This window comes from Streptomyces sp. NPDC002701 (assembly GCF_042889045.1).
Taxonomy (GTDB): domain Bacteria; phylum Actinomycetota; class Actinomycetes; order Streptomycetales; family Streptomycetaceae; genus Streptomyces.
This window is the reverse complement of record NZ_JBIAQL010000006.1, coordinates 368,824-386,058: the sequence shown is the minus strand read 5'-3', so window position 1 is coordinate 386,058 and position 17,235 is coordinate 368,824. Positions and strand designations below refer to the sequence as shown.

Genomic DNA, 17,235 nt, shown 5'->3' with positions numbered 1-17,235 from the left:
CGATGCATCATGACCCTTCGCTGAAGGGTGAGCCGGCGAGTCAGCGGGTGACGAACGGTTCGGTCAGGTGCGGGGTCGCGAGGTGGAGGGTGCCGGCGGCCCGACTGCGGAGCACCTGTTCCCTCGACGCCCTCGCCTGCCCGGCGTCCATCTCGTGCGCGTAGGCGAGTTCGGGATGGAGCAGCTGGATCGCGTGCACGAGCAGGTCACCGGTGACGGTGACCCGTTCGTGCCCCGACGTGAGGAGCACGCTCTGGTGCCCGGGTGTGTGACCGGGCGTGGCGAACACGCGCATGTCGCTGTGCAGGGGGGTGTCGCCGTCGAGCAGCCGTAGCTGACCGGTGGTGCGGAGCGGGTCGATGACCGTGGACCGCGCCTGCGGGTTGACCTCGTCGATCGCGTCGAGTTCGGCCCGCTGCAACAGGTACGCGGCGTTCTGGAAGAACGGCCGCTTCTCCTCTGGGAAGAGGGCATCCCACAGATGGTGCCACCACCGGACAGCCCGCGGCCAGGCATGCCATTCCTCGGCGGTCTTCCGGACCTGCTCCTGATCCTCGATCCAGCACGTCACGGTGTCCGTTCCGGAGCGGCGATCGGAGCCTGAGGGGGTACCGAGGGCTGGTCCGGCCAAGTGAACGCGTACCGGGGATCGCCTCCGCGGCTGAGCCGCGCGAAGCGCAGCAGTTCGCGGACGATGCCCGCGTTGCCCATCGCCCAGCCGGTGCAGGGTTCGAGGTCGCTCGGGGTGGCCCGGTGCTCGACGTTGGACCAGCGCGCACCGTCGGTGTCCCGGGTCGCGCGGGCGGCGAGGTCCGCGACGAGGACGTGGGCGAAGTCGTACGGGTCCTGGTGTTCGGCGATCCGGTCGCAGGCCAGGGCGAGGACACCCGCGGTGCCACAGCAGCGGCCGTTGTTGTCCCAGAAGCCGGGACGCAGCCGCTGGGGCAGCCCGCAGTGAGTGACCGTGTGCCAGCAGCGGTCGGCGAGGGCGGACCAGAGAGGGTCGGCCGTGACGTCCCGCAGCAGCCGGAAGACCTGGGCGTCGCCGGCCGGACCATGGCACCAGCCGTAACCATAAGGATCGATCGCATCGGGAAGGTACTGCGGAGTGGAGTGCACCACCAGGAAGCCCTCCGGGCCCCCTTCGTCGCGCGCCACGATGTTCGCGGCACCGGCCAGTGCCAGATCGACCAGGTCGGCACGGCCGGTGGCCCGGCCGACCCGGGCGAGCGCCAGGACGATGCCGAGCGTGCCGTGCGAGAGATGATGCAGACGGGAGTCGGTGCCCGGACGGTGGGCCCATTGGACGCCGGTCGGGGTGCGCTCCGCGGTCCGCAGATACGGCTCCACGGCGAGAACCGCCAGTTCGGCGTCACCGGCCATGAGCGCGCCGAGGCCGATGCCCGCGTTGCCGCCCATCAGCTCGAACAACTCCCCCCACCGCGTCCCGTCGAAGCGTGATCGCACGAGTTCCAGCGCGCGGTCGGCGGCGGCTCCGGCGGCCGTGTCGCCGAGCTCGGTGTGGAGGGCCCGCAGGACGACGGCCATTCCGGTGCGACCGAAGTAGAGGGAGTCGTCGTCGATACCGTCGACGGAGTCCGCGAGGCTGCGAGCCGCGCGCAGGGCGGTGTCGGCGTAAGCGTCGTCGCCGAAGTGCCGCCACGCCTCCAGGAGCACCGGGACGATCCCGGCCGTGCCGCTGTAGAACATCGGGTCCAGCTCGTCGTCCGAAAGCTTGGACGGCCAGGCGAGACCTCCACCGGCAAATTCCCGTGCCGCCGCCGTCAGCCAGCGCAGCCCGTCCACCGCAAGCCCTTCGACCTCGTCGACCGCCACGACCGTGACTTCATCCGCTGCCGCCATGGCCCCACTCTCGCACGCTCTCCCAGAGCCACTCCGGGAGGTGGCGCTCGGACGGCAACCGCCGTACCACGAGGGCAAAGGAGCCGCGGGCTCGGCTGCCTCGTGGATGGCCGACACGGGTTACCCGTCCTCGTACGGCCTCACCCGGCACGGGTCGGTATCCCAGCCATCCATATACCTGCACGTCAGACAGGCTGGGATCATTCCAACGTGCTTGATCGGCCGTCGGCCGTTGCGCCCGCCCGCTGTGACCGGTGATGCTCTTGGTGCCGCACCGGCCAGGCCCGGGCCGACCAGCCGGACTGACCGCGGCATCCACATCCACGCATTCACCCACGGGGGAAACACCCATGTCCATGCGTATGCGAGCAAGCGCGCTCACCGCACTCACCGTCGCCGCCCTCACAGCCGGCACGGTCCTCACGGCACCGGCCGCCGGCGCCGCGACGAAGGCTGCCGCGCCCACGTTCCTGTCGGCGTCCCAGCTGCCGCCGCACCCGACCTCGGCCTGGACGGCCGGCCCGGTCACCGAAGGGTTCCCGGAGGCGCTCGGCTTCTGCGTGAGCACGGAGGGCGTGCTCGACTACGACTACCGGCACCGTGAGTTCCGGACCGACCTGGACACCAGCGCCGTGCAGTTGACCGTCGTGACCGGCACAGCCGCCCAGGCCAAGGCCCTGGCGAAGCACTACGACGACCTGATCCGCACCTGCGCCGAGCGCATCGAGCAGAACTCCCCGGACGTCGAGGCCGAGGGCCGGGACTACGGCACCCTGCCGGTCGAGGAGGGCGCCCGCGTCCGCGGCCTGCACACCGAGACGTCCTGGGGCGCCACCGACATCGCCCTGCTGTCCGTCGGACGGGACGACAGGACCGTCACCGTCGTCTCGTGGGGACAGATGGGCGACTTCGGGAATGCGCCCGTTGCCGCCTTCAAGAAGACCACGAGCACGGCCGTCAACAAGCTGTACTGACCGGGCAGTCACCGAAAGGACCGGGGCCGTCCTCCCGCCACGGGGGTCGGAAGGACGGCCCCGCGCCGGTCATGTCCAGGGCGCGGTGATGCCGTCGTTCAGTGCTGCGGCGATCATCTCCCCGGCCGGACAGGGACTGGTTCGGACGCGAACCGGACTGAGTTTCAGGAGGGAGCGAAGAGAGTGACGACGCTCTGCGGTGCTTCCTGGCCGAAGAAGATCTCCAGGTTCCGCGCCGAGCGATGGGCGGCGTCGCCACTACGCGGGAACAGCCGCTCTTCGTAGGCAGTGAGCGCGGTCTCGGTGTCGGGTTGCTCAACGAGTCTGCTCGCCAGGTCGGCGCCGTCGTACATGGCGAGGTTCGCGCCCTCGCCGGCGAAGGGTGACATCAGATGCGCGGCGTCGCCGACGAGCGTGACACCGGGTACCCGGTCCCAGGTGAGCCCGGCGGGAAGGGCGTAGATGGGGCGCAGCCACGGATTCGCGTCGCTCTGTGTCACGAAGTCGGTGAGCAGCGGCGACCAGCCGTCGAACTCCTCGGCGACTTGACGGAGGCCGGCGGACGGGTCGCCGAAGTCGATCGACCTCATCCATGCCTCGGGCCTGGTCAGCGCCGCGTATCCGCGCACATGCCCCTCGGCGTGGCGATGGGCGATGATGCCTTTGCCCGGCGCGACCGCCATCAACGTGCCACTGCCGATCGCGGCCACACTCGCCCGATGGGTCCGGCCGCCCGGGGTGAGGGCGATCTCGATGAAGCACGTTCCGCTGTAGGCAGGCGTGGCGGCCGTGAGCAGCGGGCGCACCTTCGACCAGGCGCCGTCCGCGCCGATGACGAGGTCGGCGCGCGTGGCGGAACCTGTCGCGAAGGTGAGCTCGTAGCCGCCCTCCACGCAGGGCCGTAGCGAGGCGAGCTTGTGCCCCCACCTGATGGTCCCGGGCGCCAGCGAGTCGATGAGCAGGCGCCGCAGTTCGCCGCGGTCCACCTCTGGACGGGCCGAACCGGGGTCCGCGGGCATGTCGAACAGGATCGTGCCGTGGCGGTCGACCACGCGCTTGGCGTCCTCGCCCGGGCGGACCAGAGCGAGGAACTCGTCGTACAGACCAGCCGCGTGCAGCGCGACCTGTCCGGTCTCTTCGTGGATGTCGAGCAGGCCGCCCTGCGCCCGGGTCGTCGCCGAAGCCTCACCCTCGTAGATCGTCGCGGCGACGCCGTGAGCCTGGAGCACCCGGGCGAGCGTGAGCCCGCCCACTCCCGCTCCGACGATGGCGATGGTCTTCTGCATGCTGCGCTCCTCTGTAGCGCCGACACGCGTCGGCGATGGTCAGCGCCGGGAGCGGACGGGAAGTCCGGTCTCGGCAAGGAGACGCTCAACGATCAGAACCATCTGCATCGATGTACGAGCGACGCCCGGCGGATGGACCCGCGGACATCGTTTTTCGCGACCAGGTGACTATAGCCGCGCATCCACCGTGTGGCGACCGGGGCCGCTCACGCTGCGACGCACCGCGCCCGGCGGGCACGCCGGGCCGGAGTGCTCCTGCTGCTTCTGCGCGCGCCTCTCCTCAAAAGGGTGAACTGTGATCAAGTGCGCCCACCGCAAACTTCCGCGAAGCACACTGCAAACGCATGAACGGCACCCGGTCGTGCCGGAGCACGGGGTGACGGAGGAGCGGAGGAGACGGACAGGATGGGACAGCAGATCGATCCACGCGGTGGAGCCGGTGGGCTCAAGGAGCTCGGTGACCGGATCCGTTACTGGTTCGACAGCACGCTGGCCCGCGGTGCCTCCGCTCTCGTCGGCTGGCTGGCCCTGTTGTGCCTGGTCGTCGTCGTGCCGGTGAGCGCCGTACTGGTGTGGACGGACCCGAACGCTCCGGCGTCCGCGCCGGGCAGGCTGGCGGAGGTCTGGCGCCTCACCGGTGAGACGCTGCGCCTGGGGGGCGTGACGGGCACACCGTTGCGGGTGACGATGTCGGTGCTGCTCGCGCTGATCGCCCTGCTGTACGTGTCCCTCCTCGTCGGCCTGATCACGGCCGCCCTCACGGAGCGGCTCACCGCGCTGCGGAGGGGCCGGTCCACGGTGCTGGAGTACGGGCACGCGGTGGTGCTGGGGTGGTCGGAGCAGGTCTTCACCGTGGTGCGCGAACTGGTGGCCGCCAACGCCAACCAGCGGCGGGCGGTGGTGGTCGTGCTGGCCGACCGGGACAAGACCGCCATGGAGGAGGCATTCGGCACCCGGATCGGTCCTGTCGGCCGTACGCGGCTGATCTGCCGCAGCGGCCCCACCACCGACCCGGCCGTGCTTTCCCTCACCAACCCGGCCACGGCCAGCGCCATCCTTGTGCTGCCCCACGACGAACCGAACGCCGACGCAGAGGTCGTCAAGACCCTGCTGTCCCTGCGCATCGCCCTGTCCCACCGGGGGGACGGCCAGGCGACCCGTCCTTCCGTGGTCGCCGCGGTCCGGGACGACCGGTTCCACCTGGCCGCCTCGCTGGCCGCGGGGCCGGACGGAGTCGTCCTGGAGAGCGACACGATCACCGCCCGCATGATCGTCCAGGCCGCTCGTCGCCCTGGGCTCTCCCTCGTGCACCGGGAACTGCTGGACTTCGCCGGTGACGAGTTCTACCTCGTCGCGGAACCCGCGCTGGTGGGCCGCCCGTTCGGTGAGGCGCTGCTGTCCTATGCGACGTCGAGCGTCGTCGGACTGGTCCGAGGGGACATACCGCTGCTCGCTCCCCCGCCGGACACGCCGATCCGTGCGGACGACAGGATCCTCGTCATCTCCCGCGACGACGACACCGCCCACCTGGAGGACTGTGCCGATTCGGTCGAGAAGGCAGCCGTGAGGTGCGAGCCGCCGGCCTCCGCACGACCGGAACGGGTGCTGATGCTGGGCTGGAACCGCCGGGCACCGCTGATGATCGACCAGTTACGCCGCTGTGTGCTGCCCGGATCGACCGTCGACGTGGTGACGGCAGACGGCGCGACCACCCTTCACCAGGGCGACGACGCCGACACACCGACCGGTGCCGGGCTGGCCTTCACACTGCACCGGGGAGACGTCACCCACCCCGCGACCCTGCGCCGCCTGGACATCGACTCCTACGACAGTGTCATCGTGCTCGGCCGGGATCCTGCCCCCGACGGGCCCGCAGACGAGCCGGACAATCACACACTCGTCACCCTGCTGCTGCTCCAGCAACTGGAGGAAAGCACCGGACGTGAACTGTCGGTGGTCACGGAACTGGTCGATGACCGCAACCGGGTACTGGCGCCCATCAGTCCCAACGCCGACGTCATCATCAGCGGCAAGATCATCGGCCTGCTGATGGCGCAGATCTCCCAGAACCGGCATTTGGCAGGGGTGTTCGAGGAACTGTTCCGTGCCGGGGGAAAGGGGATCCTCCTGCAACCGGCCGCCGACTACGTCCGCCTGGACCACGAAACCCCCTTCGCGACGGTGGTGGCCGCGGCACGCCTCCGGGGCGAGTGCGCCATCGGATACCGGGACCACACCACAGCGCGGCAGGGCCCGCAGTACGGCATGCACATCAACCCACCCAAGACCGAGCGCCGCCGCTGGTCCGACGGCGACGAAGTCGTCGTGATCGGCACGGACTGAGGTGCGCCAGGGCTGAACCCCTGCCGTCTGCCTGCTCCGGTGTACGGTCCGCGCCGAGCGGCTACGGTGTCCGCAACGCCTCTCGCCGCCAGGAGCGCACCGGGGGCGGACACATTGGCGCGCTGCGTAAGTACGCAAGGGGGCGGGCGGGGTGGCTGGACGGGCGCGTTACGGGGCCGGGGTGGTGGCCTTGGCGGGGGTCGCGGTCCTGATCGGGCTGCTGGGACGACCCTCGGACGGCGACAGCGATACCAGCGGACCCGCCGCGACCCCAGGGTCCTCGGGGCAGCCGGTCACCCCGGTCACCCCGGTGCCGGAAAGCCCGGTGGAGACGCGTCTCGACCTCTTCTCGTTCGGCGGCCTCTGCCAGGAGAAGGGAAGCCGCCCACTCCCCCGGGCGGCACGCGTGTCGGCGTCGGGACCCCACCCTGTGGTCGTGCATGTGAACGGGCTGCTGCACCAGTTCGAGAGCCACGGGGGTTACGACCGCGCCGACCCGTTCACACCGCTGCCCGAGCGGGTGCAACTCGTCGCCTGCGCCTCGTACAAGGGACTGGGCAGACTCCTCAAGGTGTGCCGGTACGAGTCGCCCGTCGAAGCGGGCCGGAAGATCTCCCACTACGAGGGCCGGTACGAGGTACGGGTCCTGGAGGCCCGCACCGGCCGCCTGCTCGGCACCCACCGTATGGTCGGCCGAACCTCCGCCACCTGCACACCGTTCGTCGAAGGCGGCGCGGACACCAAAGGGCTCGAACCCCCCGGCGACGCCGCGTTCCGACAACTCCTCGGCCCGTACACGCGCGGCGACAAGCCCTGAGCGGGGCGGAGGGCGAAGCAGCATCAAAGGGTGTCGCCCCCCGAGTCCTCGCACCCGAAATGCGCGCAGATGCTCAGACCTTCGCGGGGTCCGTGCCCAGGAAGCGGAACCGGCCCTCCTTCGCCCGGTAGAAGAAGACGCCCTGGTCGCCCGTGTACCAGCCGTTCTCCTTGTTGAAGGCGTAGGGCTTCGACACCCCCTTGAACGTCGTCGTCCGCAGCACCGGTACGAGGTCCTGGCGGGACACGTTCTTCCGGCCCAGGCCCTCCACGCAGGCGGCGATCAGCCGGACCGCGTCGTACGCCTCGGCGGCGAACAGCGGCGGAGCGGACGAGAAACGGGCGCGGAACGCCTTCACGAAAGCGTCCGCCGAGCGTACGGCCGGCGGGTCGACCGCCGTGGACACGATCAGCCAGTCGTCGCCCGCGGCGCCCGCCTCGCGCAGGAACCGCGCATCGTGCGCGGCCTGGGTCGCGAACTTCGGGCCCCGGTAGTCGGTCTCCGCGAGTGCGCGGGCGAAGCGGGCGACGTCCTGCCAGTCGCCGCCGTGGACCACGGCTCCGGGCCGCTTGGCCACCAACTGGCGGGCGTACGCAGAGTGGTTGTCGCTGTCCAGCGGCAGGGTCTCTGCGAGGACGTTCCGGTCGCCGCCGGTGCGCAGGCCCTCGCTGAGGAAGCGCGTGACCTGCCGGCTGTATTCGGTCTCGTTGTCGACGAGGGCGATGTCGTCCAGGCCGTGGACCCCGACATAGCTGGACACGGGGACCATCTGCATCGCGTTGTTCGGCCGGGCGCACAGGAACACCCGGTTGATGTGCCGGGTGTCCCCGTCCGTCACACTGATCACCGACAGAGCGGCCTCGTCGTACGCGGTCAGCACCGCGCCCGCCGCCGCCGTGCTCGTCGCGCCCAGGACGGCGACCACTGAGGCGTCGTCCGTGAACCGGCGGGCGGCAACCAGGGCCCCCGCTTCGTCACCCCGGTCGTCCACCGTGGTGAGCTTCAGGGTGAACGGGGCGTCCGCGCGGGCGTTGTGCGCCTCGACCGCCAGCTGAGCCCCTTGCCGCTGGGCCCTGCCCTGGACGCCCAGCGCACCGCTCAGATCCGCTTGGAGACCGATGCCCAGCACCGGACGGGTCTTCGCCCGGTCGCCGTCACCGTCGCCGTCGCCGTCCGAACCGTTGCCGCCGTCACCGTCCGAACCGGTTCCGCCGTCGTCCCCCACTCCGGCGAGCCACGCGGTCGTCGCCCCGCCCGCCGCGAGGACCGCACCGCCCGCCGCCAGATAGGTCAGGAAACGGCGCCGGCCGGGTGCGGGGGCCTCGGGCCCCGCGGGACGGGTGTCCACGTCACCCTGTGGCGCGACGTACTGCGTCGACTCGATGTCCGGCAGACTCAGCATCTGCGTGGAACGCGACGCGATCAGATGGGTCACCGGAGCGGGCAGCCAGCTCTGCCCCGCCGCGTCCTCCGCCCACTCCGTCCGGATCTGCGCGGCAGTCGGCCGGGAGTCGGCGTCCTTGGCCACACATGCCTGTACGACGGGCAGCAGCGCCGGGGGCACGCCCTCCAGGTCCGGCGGGTCGTACACCGTACGGAACAGCATCGCGTCGACCGGGCCGCTGCCGAACGGGCGGCGGCCGGTCGCCGCGTACGCCAGGACACAGCCCAGCGAGAAGATGTCGCTCGGCGGGCCGATGTGGCGGCCCTGGGCCTGCTCCGGGGAGAGGAAACCCGGCGAGCCGACGACCGTGCCCGTCGCGGTGAGGACGGTGTCGTCCAGGGCGCGGGCGATACCGAAGTCGATCAGACGGGGCCCGTCGAGAGCGAGCAGGACGTTGCCCGGCTTGACGTCCCGGTGCACCATCCCTGCCGCGTGCACCGCCTCCAGTGCCTCGGCGAGCATCGCGCCGAGGGCCCGCACACTGCGCTCCGGGAGCGGCGCTCCCGTCCCGACCGCGTCGCTCAGCGCGGGCCCGGGCACGAACTCGGTCGCCAGCCACGGCGCCGCCGCCTCCGTGTCCGCGTCCACCACCGGTACCGCCCAGCGGTTGCGGACCTGGCGGGCGATCGACACCTCGCGGCGGAAACGGCTGCGGAAGGCGGCGTCGTCGGCGTACTCGGCCCGGATCAGCTTGATCGCGACGAGCGCGCCGCCCTGGGAGCGGCCCAGCAGGACCACGCCCATCCCGCCGGCGCCGAGCCGGCCGAGGACGCGGTAGCCGGCTATGCGGGCCGGATCGGAGGAGTGGAGCGGTTCCATCAGCGGTGACGTCCCGGAGGTCTGAATGCGGTCATCTGGCGGCGGTCAGCCGGCCGGAGCCGGTCGACGGGACTTGGTCGAGGGGAGTCGACCGGCTGGAGTCGGTCGAGGGGAGGCCGATCCGTGGGTGGCGGCCGGTGCTCGCCGGGCAGCGGCCACCTCCCGGGGACGGTCACTTCAGCTCCGTCTCGACACGGTAGAGGACCTTGGCCCCTGCCTCGGCCGCCAGCCGGATGAGGTCCGAGGTCTCGTACCCCTTGGCCCCCTTGACCGAGACGGCGATCGTCACGGGGCCGATACGGGACTTCGTCCACACGTACTCCTGTTTCCCGTCCGAACCGGCACCGGTGTACTTGCCCGCCTCGAACAGGGTGGCGTCCGCGTTGGTGATGTCCTTCTGGTCCAGGTGCATCGACATCAGGCCGTCCAGCCTCTGTCCGCCGCCCAGGTCCTGCCCCGGACAGCGGAAGCTCTCCTGGACCGTGTCCTTCATCTCCCCGTCGGCGTCCTTGACCGTCCGGTGAACCGTCACCGTCACGGAACCCTGCACGCGGCCCTTGCCGTCCTTCGCCGGTACGTCGATCCGGCGCGTGTAGCTGTCCAGGACGTGCCGCGGCAGCCCGCCGCGCGACCAGACGCAGGAATCAGCGAGGACCGGCCAGGTGTCTGCCGTCTCGTACGGGTCGTGCTTCACCATCCCGGGCGTCCAGTCGGCCGGTTCCAGCGAGGCTTTCCGCGTCAGCTTCCGCGCCTGCGCCGCGTTTTTGGGGATCTTCTTCGGATCGGGCGTGAAGTCGTACGCGTCGTTGCCTTGCTCCGGGTCCGCCGAAGAGCCGGTGCTCGCCTCGCCGCTCGCACCCGTCTCCGGGCTCGAACTGCCCGACGGGTCGCCGCCGTTGACCGACTCCTCGGTGCCGGTACTCGCCGAGCCCTTGCCGCCCTTGCCCGTCTCCTCCGAAGCGGAACCGTCTTCACTGCAGGCCGTCAGGGCGGCGACAGCCAGCACGGCGGCCACCCCGATCGTGACGAATCGACGTGCTCTATAGGCAGTTGTCATGGTCTACCCCCGGTCGTCTTGTGCCACGGGGCTCGCGCAAACCATGCCGATCTTCCCGGTGGGTGGAGATATTAGGCACAGGACAGGCTTCGCGTCCCGAGTCGGATACTCAGTTACCGGTGTGAGATATGCCCAGTCGGTTCAAGTGCCCCCACTCATGACGGGGAACCGACACATAGCGACCGCCTTCGTCGGCGGCTGGTCCCCGGCCGACCCTCCCTCGTGTGGGCACGGAGGCGGGCTCCGGTCAACTCGGGTTCGCGATGAGGATCGGGGTGCGCTCTCAGCCGGTCACTCCCCCGTGGTCAACCGATGGTCAGGCGTCCGGCCGGGTACCTGCTCCGTCCGGATCGACGACGTCGGCCGCCCCCGGAACGGCTCACGGTTCCGTGATGCCGGTCATCCGTCCGCCGACGCGGGCCGCCGTCTCGCGCAGCCAGATGTGAGCCGCTTCGTGGGTGTGCACGGGATGCCACCACAGGGCTTCCCGCAGTGGCACCGCCTCGTAGGGCGGCGCCACCGCGCGGACGGCGGCGAGCGGTGCGAGGAGCCGGGCGAGACGGGCCTGGATGAGCGCGATACGGCGGGTGCCCGCCACCAGCAGCGGCATGAGCTGGAAGCTGTCCACGGACACCTCGACCCGGGGTTCGATGCCCAGCATGCCGAGCTGGCGTACGGCGGGGGAATCGTACGTGCGCTGGTAGGTGACCCACGGCAGCCGTGCCAGGTCCTGGCGGGTGAGGCGGTCGTCGACGCCGGGATGGTCGTCGGCGACGAGGAAGACCCAGCGGTCCTCGTACAGGTCGGTGGCGGGGAAGTCGCTGATGACGCCGTGCGGCATGAGCAGACCGTCGGTCGCGCTCAGCAGCGTTTCGGTGGCGTCCACCACCGTGTTCGGGGTCTGCGCGAACCGTAGCCGGATGCCGGGGGCCTCCTCGTGCACGACGCGCGCCAGCTCGGTGCCGAAGACGGAGACGGCGTAGTCGGAGGCGATCAGCTTGAACTCGCGGCTCTCCCGGGCCGGATCGAAGTCGGCCTGGCTGGCGAAGAGCCGTTCCAGGACGTCATGGGCCGTGGAGACGCGGTCGAGCAGGACCTGTCCCAGCGCGGTGAGTTCGTAGTGGCCGCCCACCCTGGCGAGCAGGTCGTCGTCGAAGTGGCGGCGGAGTCTGGACAGGGCGGCGCTCATGGCGGGCTGGCTGAGCCCGACGCGCTGCCCGGCCCGCGTGACGTTGCGCTCCTCCAGCAGGGCGCGCAGGGCGACGACGAGATTGAGGTCCAGGCGGCTCAGATTCACGGGCTGCTTCCTTAGCTGTACGGCGCCCACCAGGAAGAATCCACACCATGGATGCCGGTCATCCACAGAATCTATTTCCCTGATCACGGGTGGCGGGTCCAGATTAGTCGCACCGCAATCAGGAGGACATGTCCGTGAAACCTGAAGCCGCGTCCGCACTCTTCGCCGGACCCTTCGCCCTCGCCACGCTCTCCGCCCCCGGCGGGCCGGCCTTCCCCGCCCTCGTCACGGCCGGCGCCCGGGTGCTCGACCTCCGCGCCGCCCTCGGCGACGAGCACCTGACCGTCCGCGGCCTCCTGGAGGACTGGGGCACGGTCCTGCCGCGGCTGTCGGCGCTGGCCGACGCAGGTACGGACGCGGACGGGGCCGGTGCCAGTGCTGGTGCAGGTGTCGGTGCCGGTGCGGGTGTCGGTGCCGGAGCTGGCGCCGAAGCAGGCCCCGAATACCGGCCGTTGGCGGACTTCCGGGTGCATGCGCCGGTCGAGCCGCGCCAGGTGTTCCAGTCGGGGGCCAACTACCGGCAGCACGTCATCGATCTGCATGTCGCGCACCGCGACCCGGCAGACGACAGGCCCGAGGAGGAGCGGCGTGCCGAGGCGGCCGAGATCATGGACCGCCGGGCGGCCGACGACCTGCCGTACGTCTTCATCGGGCTGCCGAGTGCGATCACGGGACCGTACGACGACGTCGTACTGCCCGCGTGGGCCGAGAAGCCGGACTGGGAACTGGAGTTGGCGGCCGTGATCGGCCGACCGGCGCACCGGGTGTCCGTCGAGGAGGCGCTGGAGCACGTCGCCGGTTACACGATCGCCAACGACCTCACCGACCGGGCGAGCGTCTTCCGCCGGGACATGCCGCAGATCGGCACGGACTGGCTGCGCAGCAAGAACGCCCCCGGCTTCACCCCGCTCGGCCCGTGGATCGTGCCGGCCGCGGCGGTCGCGGACCCGGGCGACCTGCGCCTCGTACTCAAGCTGAACGGCGAGACCATGCAGGACGAGTCCACCAAGGACATGATCTTCGATGTCGCGCGCATGGTGTCCTACGCCTCGCAGAGCGCCGAACTGCTGCCCGGCGACCTGGTGTTGACCGGCTCCCCGGCCGGCAACGGCATGCACTGGGGACGGCTGCTGCGCGACGGCGACGTGATGGACGGCTCCATCACGGGTCTGGGCGCCCAGCGCACCCGCTGTGTGGCGGAGACAGCCCGATGAGCCCGGACCGCACCGACCCCGAGGGCGCCATCGGCCGGGCCGCCAAGGCGTGCTCCAACTGGGGCCGTTGGGGCGAGGACGACGTGCTCGGCACGCTGAACTTCCTGGACGAGGCCAAGCGCCGTGAGGGTGCCGCGCTCGTACGGCGGGGCGTCAGCTTCTCCCTCTCCCAGCGCTTCGACATGGACGGCCCTCAGAAGGGCTGGCGGCGGCGCACCAACCCGGTGCACACCATGCTGGACACCGGCACCGACGCCGCGCTCGGCACCCAGGGCTTCCCGCACGGCATCGGCGGCGCCGACGACGTGATCGCCATGCCGTTGCAGTGCTCCACCCAGTGGGACGGGCTCGGGCACATCTTCGACCACGGCAGGGCCTGGAACGGGCGTCGGGCGGAGAAGGTCGTCACCTCCGACGGCGACCTGGTGACCGGTATCGAGCACATGGCGCCGTACGTGGCCGGCCGCGGCGTGCTCCTGGACGTCGGCCGGACAGTCGGCGACGACGGCGAACTGCCCGACGGGTTCGCCATCACCGAGGAGCACTTGACCGCGACCGCCGAGAGGCACGGTGTACGGGTGGGCCGCGGTGACATCGTGATGGTGCGCACCGGGCAACTGGCCCGGGCCCGTCGCGACGGCTGGGGGGACTACGCGGGAGGCCCCGCGCCCGGACTGTCGTTCACCGCGGCGGGCTGGCTGCACGGCACCGAGCTCGCCGCGGTCGCCACGGACACCTGGGGCTTCGAGGTGCGGCCCAACGAGTTCGAGCACGCCTTCCAGCCGCTGCACCAGGTGGCCATCCCGCACATCGGCCTGCTGATCGGCGAGATGTGGGACCTGGACGCGCTCGCGGAGGACTGCGCGGCCGACGGGGTGTACGAGTTCTGGCTCACCGCCGCGCCCCTGCCCATCACCGGCGCGGTCGGCTCCCCCGTCAACCCGATCGCCGTCAAGTAGTCCGGCCGAGCAGACCAGCAGACCAAGGAACAAGGGAGTTCCCATGAGCCCCGAGAGCTCGACGACAGCGGCCCGTACCGTCCTGGTGATCGGTGGGGGCGCGGCCGGCAACGCCGTCACGATCCTCCTGCGCCGCGCCGGCCTCGCCGTGGACCTGGTCGAGGCCAGGGACGACTGGAACGCCACCGCCGGCTCCGGCATCACCCTCCAGGGCAACGCGCTGCGCGTCCTGCGCGAGCTGGGCGTCTGGGAGCAGGTGGAGGCGGCCGGTTTCAGCTTCGGATCGGTCGGCATCACCACCCCCGACGGGACCGTCCTGCACGTCCAGGACGACCTGCGGACCGGCGGCGACGACCTGCCCGCCACCGTCGGTATGCAGCGCCCCCGGCTCCAGCGGATCCTGATCGATGCCGTGCGGGACAGCGGCGCCCGGGTGCGCCTGGGAATCCGGGCCGATTCCTTCGCCCAGGACGTGGACGGGGTCACCGTGCGCTTCACCGACGGCGCCGAGGGCCGCTACGACCTGGTGGTCGCCGCCGACGGCCTCGGTTCCGCGACCCGTGCCGCGATCGGCATCGAGGTCGGCCCCGAGCCGACCGGCATGGCCATCTGGCGCATCGCCGCACCCCGGCCCGCCGGTCTGACCCGCACCGATCTCGCCTACGGCGGGCCGGCCTACATCGCGGGCTACTGCCCCACCAGCGCCGACACGATCTACGCGTACGTCGTCGAGGCCAACCGCGACCGCGCTTCCGTACCGCCCGAGTCCTACGCCGACGAGATGCGCCACCTGACCCGGCACTACGGCGGCTTCTGGCCGGAGATCACCCAGCACATCACCGACCCGGCGGACGTCAACTACACCTGGTTCGACCGCCTGCTCGTCGAAGGCTCCTGGCACCGCGGCCGGGTCGTGCTGGTCGGTGACGCGGCGCACTGCTGCCCGCCGACCCTCGCGCAGGGCGCCGCGCTGTCCCTGGAGGACGCCTGGGTGCTCGCCCATCTGCTCACCGGGACCGACACCTGGGACGACGCACTGTTCCAGGCGTACTACGAGCGGCGCATCGCCCGCGTCCGGCCCGTCGTGGAGGCGTCCGTCCAGATCGGGCAGTGGCAGCTCGACGGTGTGCGTGACGCCGACCTGCCCGGCCTGATGACCCGCACCATGACCATGCTCCGGGAGCTGCCGTGACCCCGCCCACCGTCGACGTGCACGCCCACCTGCTGCTGCCCGAGGTGGAGGCACTCGTGGCCGGCCTCCCGGGCCACGCCGAGGCGAAGGCGCTCGACGCCCGCCGCAACGGTCCCGCCGCCCTCGCGGTCAGCGGCCCCATGGTCCGTGAGCGCATCCCGAGACTGACGGACGTCACCGTGCGCCTGGCCGCGATGGACGCGCAGGGTGTGGACGTACAACTGGTCAGCCCGTCGCCCTCGCACTACCACTACTGGGCGGACGAGGAGACGGCCGAGAAGCTGTACCGGCTCGCCGACGAGGCGACCGCCGTACACTGCGCGGCGGCTCCTGAGCGGCTGCGCGGACTGGGAATCGTCCCGCTCCAGCATCCCGAGCAGACGGTACGCGCCCTGGACCACGCGCTGGAACTGGGCCTGGCCGGGGTGGAGATCTCCAGTCACGCCCCCGGACGCGAGCTGTCCGATCCCGCCTACGAGTCCTTCTGGGCCCGGGCCGGAGAGAGTGGCGCGATCGTCTTCCTGCACCCCTTCGGATGCACGCTCGACGAGCGGCTCGACCGGTGGTACCTGTCCAACACCGTCGGCCAGCCCGCCGAGAACGCCGTCGCCCTCTCCCACCTTGTCTTCTCCGGCGTCCTGGACCGCCATCCCGGCCTGAAGGTGCTCGCGGCCCACGGCGGCGGCTACCTGCCCACCCACATCGGCCGCTCCGACCACGCCTGGACGATCCGCTCCGACGCGGGCGCAAGCTGCGCCCACCCGCCCAGCAGCTATCTGCGGCGGCTGTACTTCGATTCCCTCGTCCACGACCCGCACGTCCTGCGGGAGTTGATCCGCGTCGCCGGCGCGGACCGGGTCCTGCTCGGTTCCGACTTCCCCTTCGACATGGGCACCGAGGACCCGGTCGGCGCCCTGCGCGCCGCCCACCTGTCCGAGGCCGACTTCGACGCCGTACGGGGCGGCAACGCTTCCGCCCTCCTCCGGAAGGACTGACACCATGCGTCTGCTCACCCACCTGCGGCACGTCGACCTCGCCGTGCCCGACTACGACAAGCAGCTCGACTTCTACTCCGGTGTCTGGGGCCTCACCAAGGTCGCCGAGGACTCCGGCATCTCCTTCCTGGCCGCCGAGGGCTCCCCCGAGCAGTACGTCGTGCGGCTGCGCAAGGCCGACGAGAAGCGCCTCGACCTCGTCTCCTACGGCGCCGCGAACCCGGCCGCCGTCGACAGGCTGGCCGAACACCTCCTGTCCGGCGGGGTGCAGTTGATATCGCGGCCGGGCAAGGTCGACACCCCCGGCGGCGGTTACGGCTTCCGCTTCTTCGACGTCGACGGCCGCACCATCGAGGTGTCCGCGGACGTCGAGGTGCGCCGGCACCGCAGGATCGAGGAGAAGGAGGCCATCCCCGTCAAGCTGTCGCACGTGGTCCTCAACTCCCCCGATCTGAACCGCACCCGTGCGTGGTACGAGCGGCACCTCGGCTTCGCCCTCTCCGACACGCTCAGCTCGCCGCACATGGGCGAGGTCATGCACTTCATGCGGATCAGCAACCAGCACCACTCGATGGCCATCGCCCAGGGCCCGCACACCGCGCTGCATCACGTGTCCTTCGAGATGCGCGGCCTCGACGAGTACATGCGCGGCTCGGGCCGTGTCATGCGCGCGGGCTTCCGGAAGATCTGGGGACCGGGCCGGCACATGGCGGGCGACAACACCTTCACCTACTTCCTCGACCCGCACGGCAATACCGTCGAGTACACGACGGAGTTGGAGCTGCTGGACGAGGACACCTGGCACCCGCACGTCTACGACTTCTCACAGCCCGAGGTCACCGACCAGTGGGGCACCGCCAACCCCATGAACGAACTCGTCGCCAAGGAGTCCTTCAACGACCCCGACCGCGGTGTGTTCGTCGCCCCGCCGGTCTGAGCCGCCCCGTCGACCCGACCGCCCCCCCTTGCCAGGAG

The 17,235-nt window shown here is 71.0% G+C and carries 14 protein-coding genes; 8 read left to right on the top strand and 6 right to left on the bottom strand.

All coding sequences use genetic code 11. From position 1 onward, the window contains the following. Positions 1–40 precede the first annotated feature (40 nt). Entirely contained in the window at positions 41–571 is a 531-nt protein-coding gene (locus ACFYXC_RS20300; RefSeq protein ID WP_389553404.1) for an MBL fold metallo-hydrolase, read from the bottom strand. Beyond that, a complete protein-coding gene (locus ACFYXC_RS20295) occupies positions 568–1,863 on the bottom strand; it encodes a lanthionine synthetase LanC family protein (RefSeq protein ID WP_389553402.1) in 1,296 nt (431 codons plus the stop codon). Before ACFYXC_RS20295 ends, ACFYXC_RS20300 begins: the two co-directional genes overlap by 4 nt. A gap of 350 nt (positions 1,864–2,213) precedes the next feature. Here ACFYXC_RS20295 and ACFYXC_RS20290 point away from each other — a divergent pair, with 350 nt between their 5' ends. Next, the gene (locus tag ACFYXC_RS20290; RefSeq protein ID WP_389553400.1) at positions 2,214–2,837 is read left to right on the top strand and encodes a hypothetical protein; all 624 of its coding nucleotides are present in this window, start codon (positions 2,214–2,216) and stop codon (positions 2,835–2,837) included. Between the two features lie 164 nt (positions 2,838–3,001). Here the strand turns inward: ACFYXC_RS20290 and ACFYXC_RS20285 are convergent, their stop codons facing one another. After that, positions 3,002–4,123, bottom strand: a complete 1,122-nt coding sequence (locus ACFYXC_RS20285; protein ID WP_389553398.1) for an FAD-dependent oxidoreductase — start codon at positions 4,121–4,123, stop codon at positions 3,002–3,004. Positions 4,124–4,528: 405 nt separating this feature from the next. Between ACFYXC_RS20285 and ACFYXC_RS20280 the strand changes: the two genes are divergently transcribed. Together ACFYXC_RS20280 and ACFYXC_RS20275 are read left to right on the top strand one after the other, a co-directional pair. Then, positions 4,529–6,466 (top strand): NAD-binding lipoprotein, encoded by a 1,938-nt coding sequence (locus ACFYXC_RS20280; protein WP_389553396.1) that lies wholly within the window; start codon positions 4,529–4,531, stop codon positions 6,464–6,466. 436 nt (positions 6,467–6,902) lie between these two features. Continuing rightward, entirely contained in the window at positions 6,903–7,283 is a 381-nt protein-coding gene (locus ACFYXC_RS20275; protein ID WP_389553394.1) for a hypothetical protein, read from the top strand. 73 nt (positions 7,284–7,356) lie between these two features. Here ACFYXC_RS20275 and ACFYXC_RS20270 read toward each other — a convergent pair whose 3' ends face one another. The 3 genes from ACFYXC_RS20270 to ACFYXC_RS20260 all read right to left on the bottom strand — a co-directional run bounded on the left by ACFYXC_RS20270 (position 7,357) and on the right by ACFYXC_RS20260 (position 11,900). After that, a complete protein-coding gene (locus ACFYXC_RS20270) occupies positions 7,357–9,546 on the bottom strand; it encodes a bifunctional serine/threonine-protein kinase/ABC transporter substrate-binding protein (protein WP_389553392.1) in 2,190 nt (729 codons plus the stop codon). A gap of 172 nt (positions 9,547–9,718) precedes the next feature. Beyond that, entirely contained in the window at positions 9,719–10,603 is an 885-nt protein-coding gene (locus tag ACFYXC_RS20265) for a hypothetical protein (protein ID WP_389553390.1), read from the bottom strand. A gap of 379 nt (positions 10,604–10,982) precedes the next feature. Next, entirely contained in the window at positions 10,983–11,900 is a 918-nt protein-coding gene (locus ACFYXC_RS20260; protein ID WP_389553389.1) for a LysR family transcriptional regulator, read from the bottom strand. A 128-nt stretch (positions 11,901–12,028) separates the two neighbouring features. Between ACFYXC_RS20260 and ACFYXC_RS20255 the strand changes: the two genes are divergently transcribed. The 5 genes from ACFYXC_RS20255 to ACFYXC_RS20235 are packed head-to-tail and all read left to right on the top strand — an operon-like array spanning position 12,029 to position 17,197. Further along, complete coding sequence (locus ACFYXC_RS20255) at positions 12,029–13,114, top strand: fumarylacetoacetate hydrolase family protein (RefSeq protein WP_389553387.1); 1,086 nt, start codon at positions 12,029–12,031, stop codon at positions 13,112–13,114. Continuing rightward, positions 13,111–14,073 carry a cyclase family protein gene (locus ACFYXC_RS20250; RefSeq protein WP_389553385.1) on the top strand — a complete coding sequence of 321 codons (963 nt, stop codon included), beginning with the start codon at positions 13,111–13,113 and terminating at the stop codon, positions 14,071–14,073. The genes ACFYXC_RS20255 and ACFYXC_RS20250 overlap by 4 nt, the downstream gene beginning before the upstream one ends. A gap of 43 nt (positions 14,074–14,116) precedes the next feature. Beyond that, a complete protein-coding gene (locus tag ACFYXC_RS20245; RefSeq protein WP_389553383.1) occupies positions 14,117–15,265 on the top strand; it encodes an FAD-dependent oxidoreductase in 1,149 nt (382 codons plus the stop codon). Beyond that, entirely contained in the window at positions 15,262–16,260 is a 999-nt protein-coding gene (locus ACFYXC_RS20240; protein ID WP_389553381.1) for an amidohydrolase family protein, read from the top strand. The genes ACFYXC_RS20245 and ACFYXC_RS20240 overlap by 4 nt, the downstream gene beginning before the upstream one ends. Positions 16,261–16,264: 4 nt before the next feature. Beyond that, positions 16,265–17,197: a VOC family protein gene (locus tag ACFYXC_RS20235; protein WP_389553380.1), complete on the top strand. Its 933-nt coding sequence runs from the start codon at positions 16,265–16,267 to the stop codon at positions 17,195–17,197. The last annotated feature ends 38 nt before the right edge of the window (positions 17,198–17,235 follow it).

Excerpts from the sequence above, each read along its gene's own strand:
- ACFYXC_RS20255 (WP_389553387.1), top strand. The coding sequence starts at position 12,029 with ATGTCCGTGAAACCTGAAGCCGCGTCCGCACTCTTCGCCGGACCCTTC.
- ACFYXC_RS20285 (WP_389553398.1), bottom strand. The coding sequence starts at position 4,123 with ATGCAGAAGACCATCGCCATCGTCGGAGCGGGAGTGGGCGGGCTCACG.
- ACFYXC_RS20235 (WP_389553380.1), top strand. The coding sequence starts at position 16,265 with ATGCGTCTGCTCACCCACCTGCGGCACGTCGACCTCGCCGTGCCCGAC.
- ACFYXC_RS20295 (WP_389553402.1), bottom strand. The coding sequence starts at position 1,863 with ATGGCGGCAGCGGATGAAGTCACGGTCGTGGCGGTCGACGAGGTCGAA.
- ACFYXC_RS20245 (WP_389553383.1), top strand. The coding sequence starts at position 14,117 with ATGAGCCCCGAGAGCTCGACGACAGCGGCCCGTACCGTCCTGGTGATC.
- ACFYXC_RS20280 (WP_389553396.1), top strand. The coding sequence starts at position 4,529 with ATGGGACAGCAGATCGATCCACGCGGTGGAGCCGGTGGGCTCAAGGAG.
- ACFYXC_RS20265 (WP_389553390.1), bottom strand. The coding sequence starts at position 10,603 with ATGACAACTGCCTATAGAGCACGTCGATTCGTCACGATCGGGGTGGCC.
- ACFYXC_RS20270 (WP_389553392.1), bottom strand. The coding sequence starts at position 9,546 with ATGGAACCGCTCCACTCCTCCGATCCGGCCCGCATAGCCGGCTACCGC.
- ACFYXC_RS20290 (WP_389553400.1), top strand. The coding sequence starts at position 2,214 with ATGTCCATGCGTATGCGAGCAAGCGCGCTCACCGCACTCACCGTCGCC.
- ACFYXC_RS20250 (WP_389553385.1), top strand. The coding sequence starts at position 13,111 with ATGAGCCCGGACCGCACCGACCCCGAGGGCGCCATCGGCCGGGCCGCC.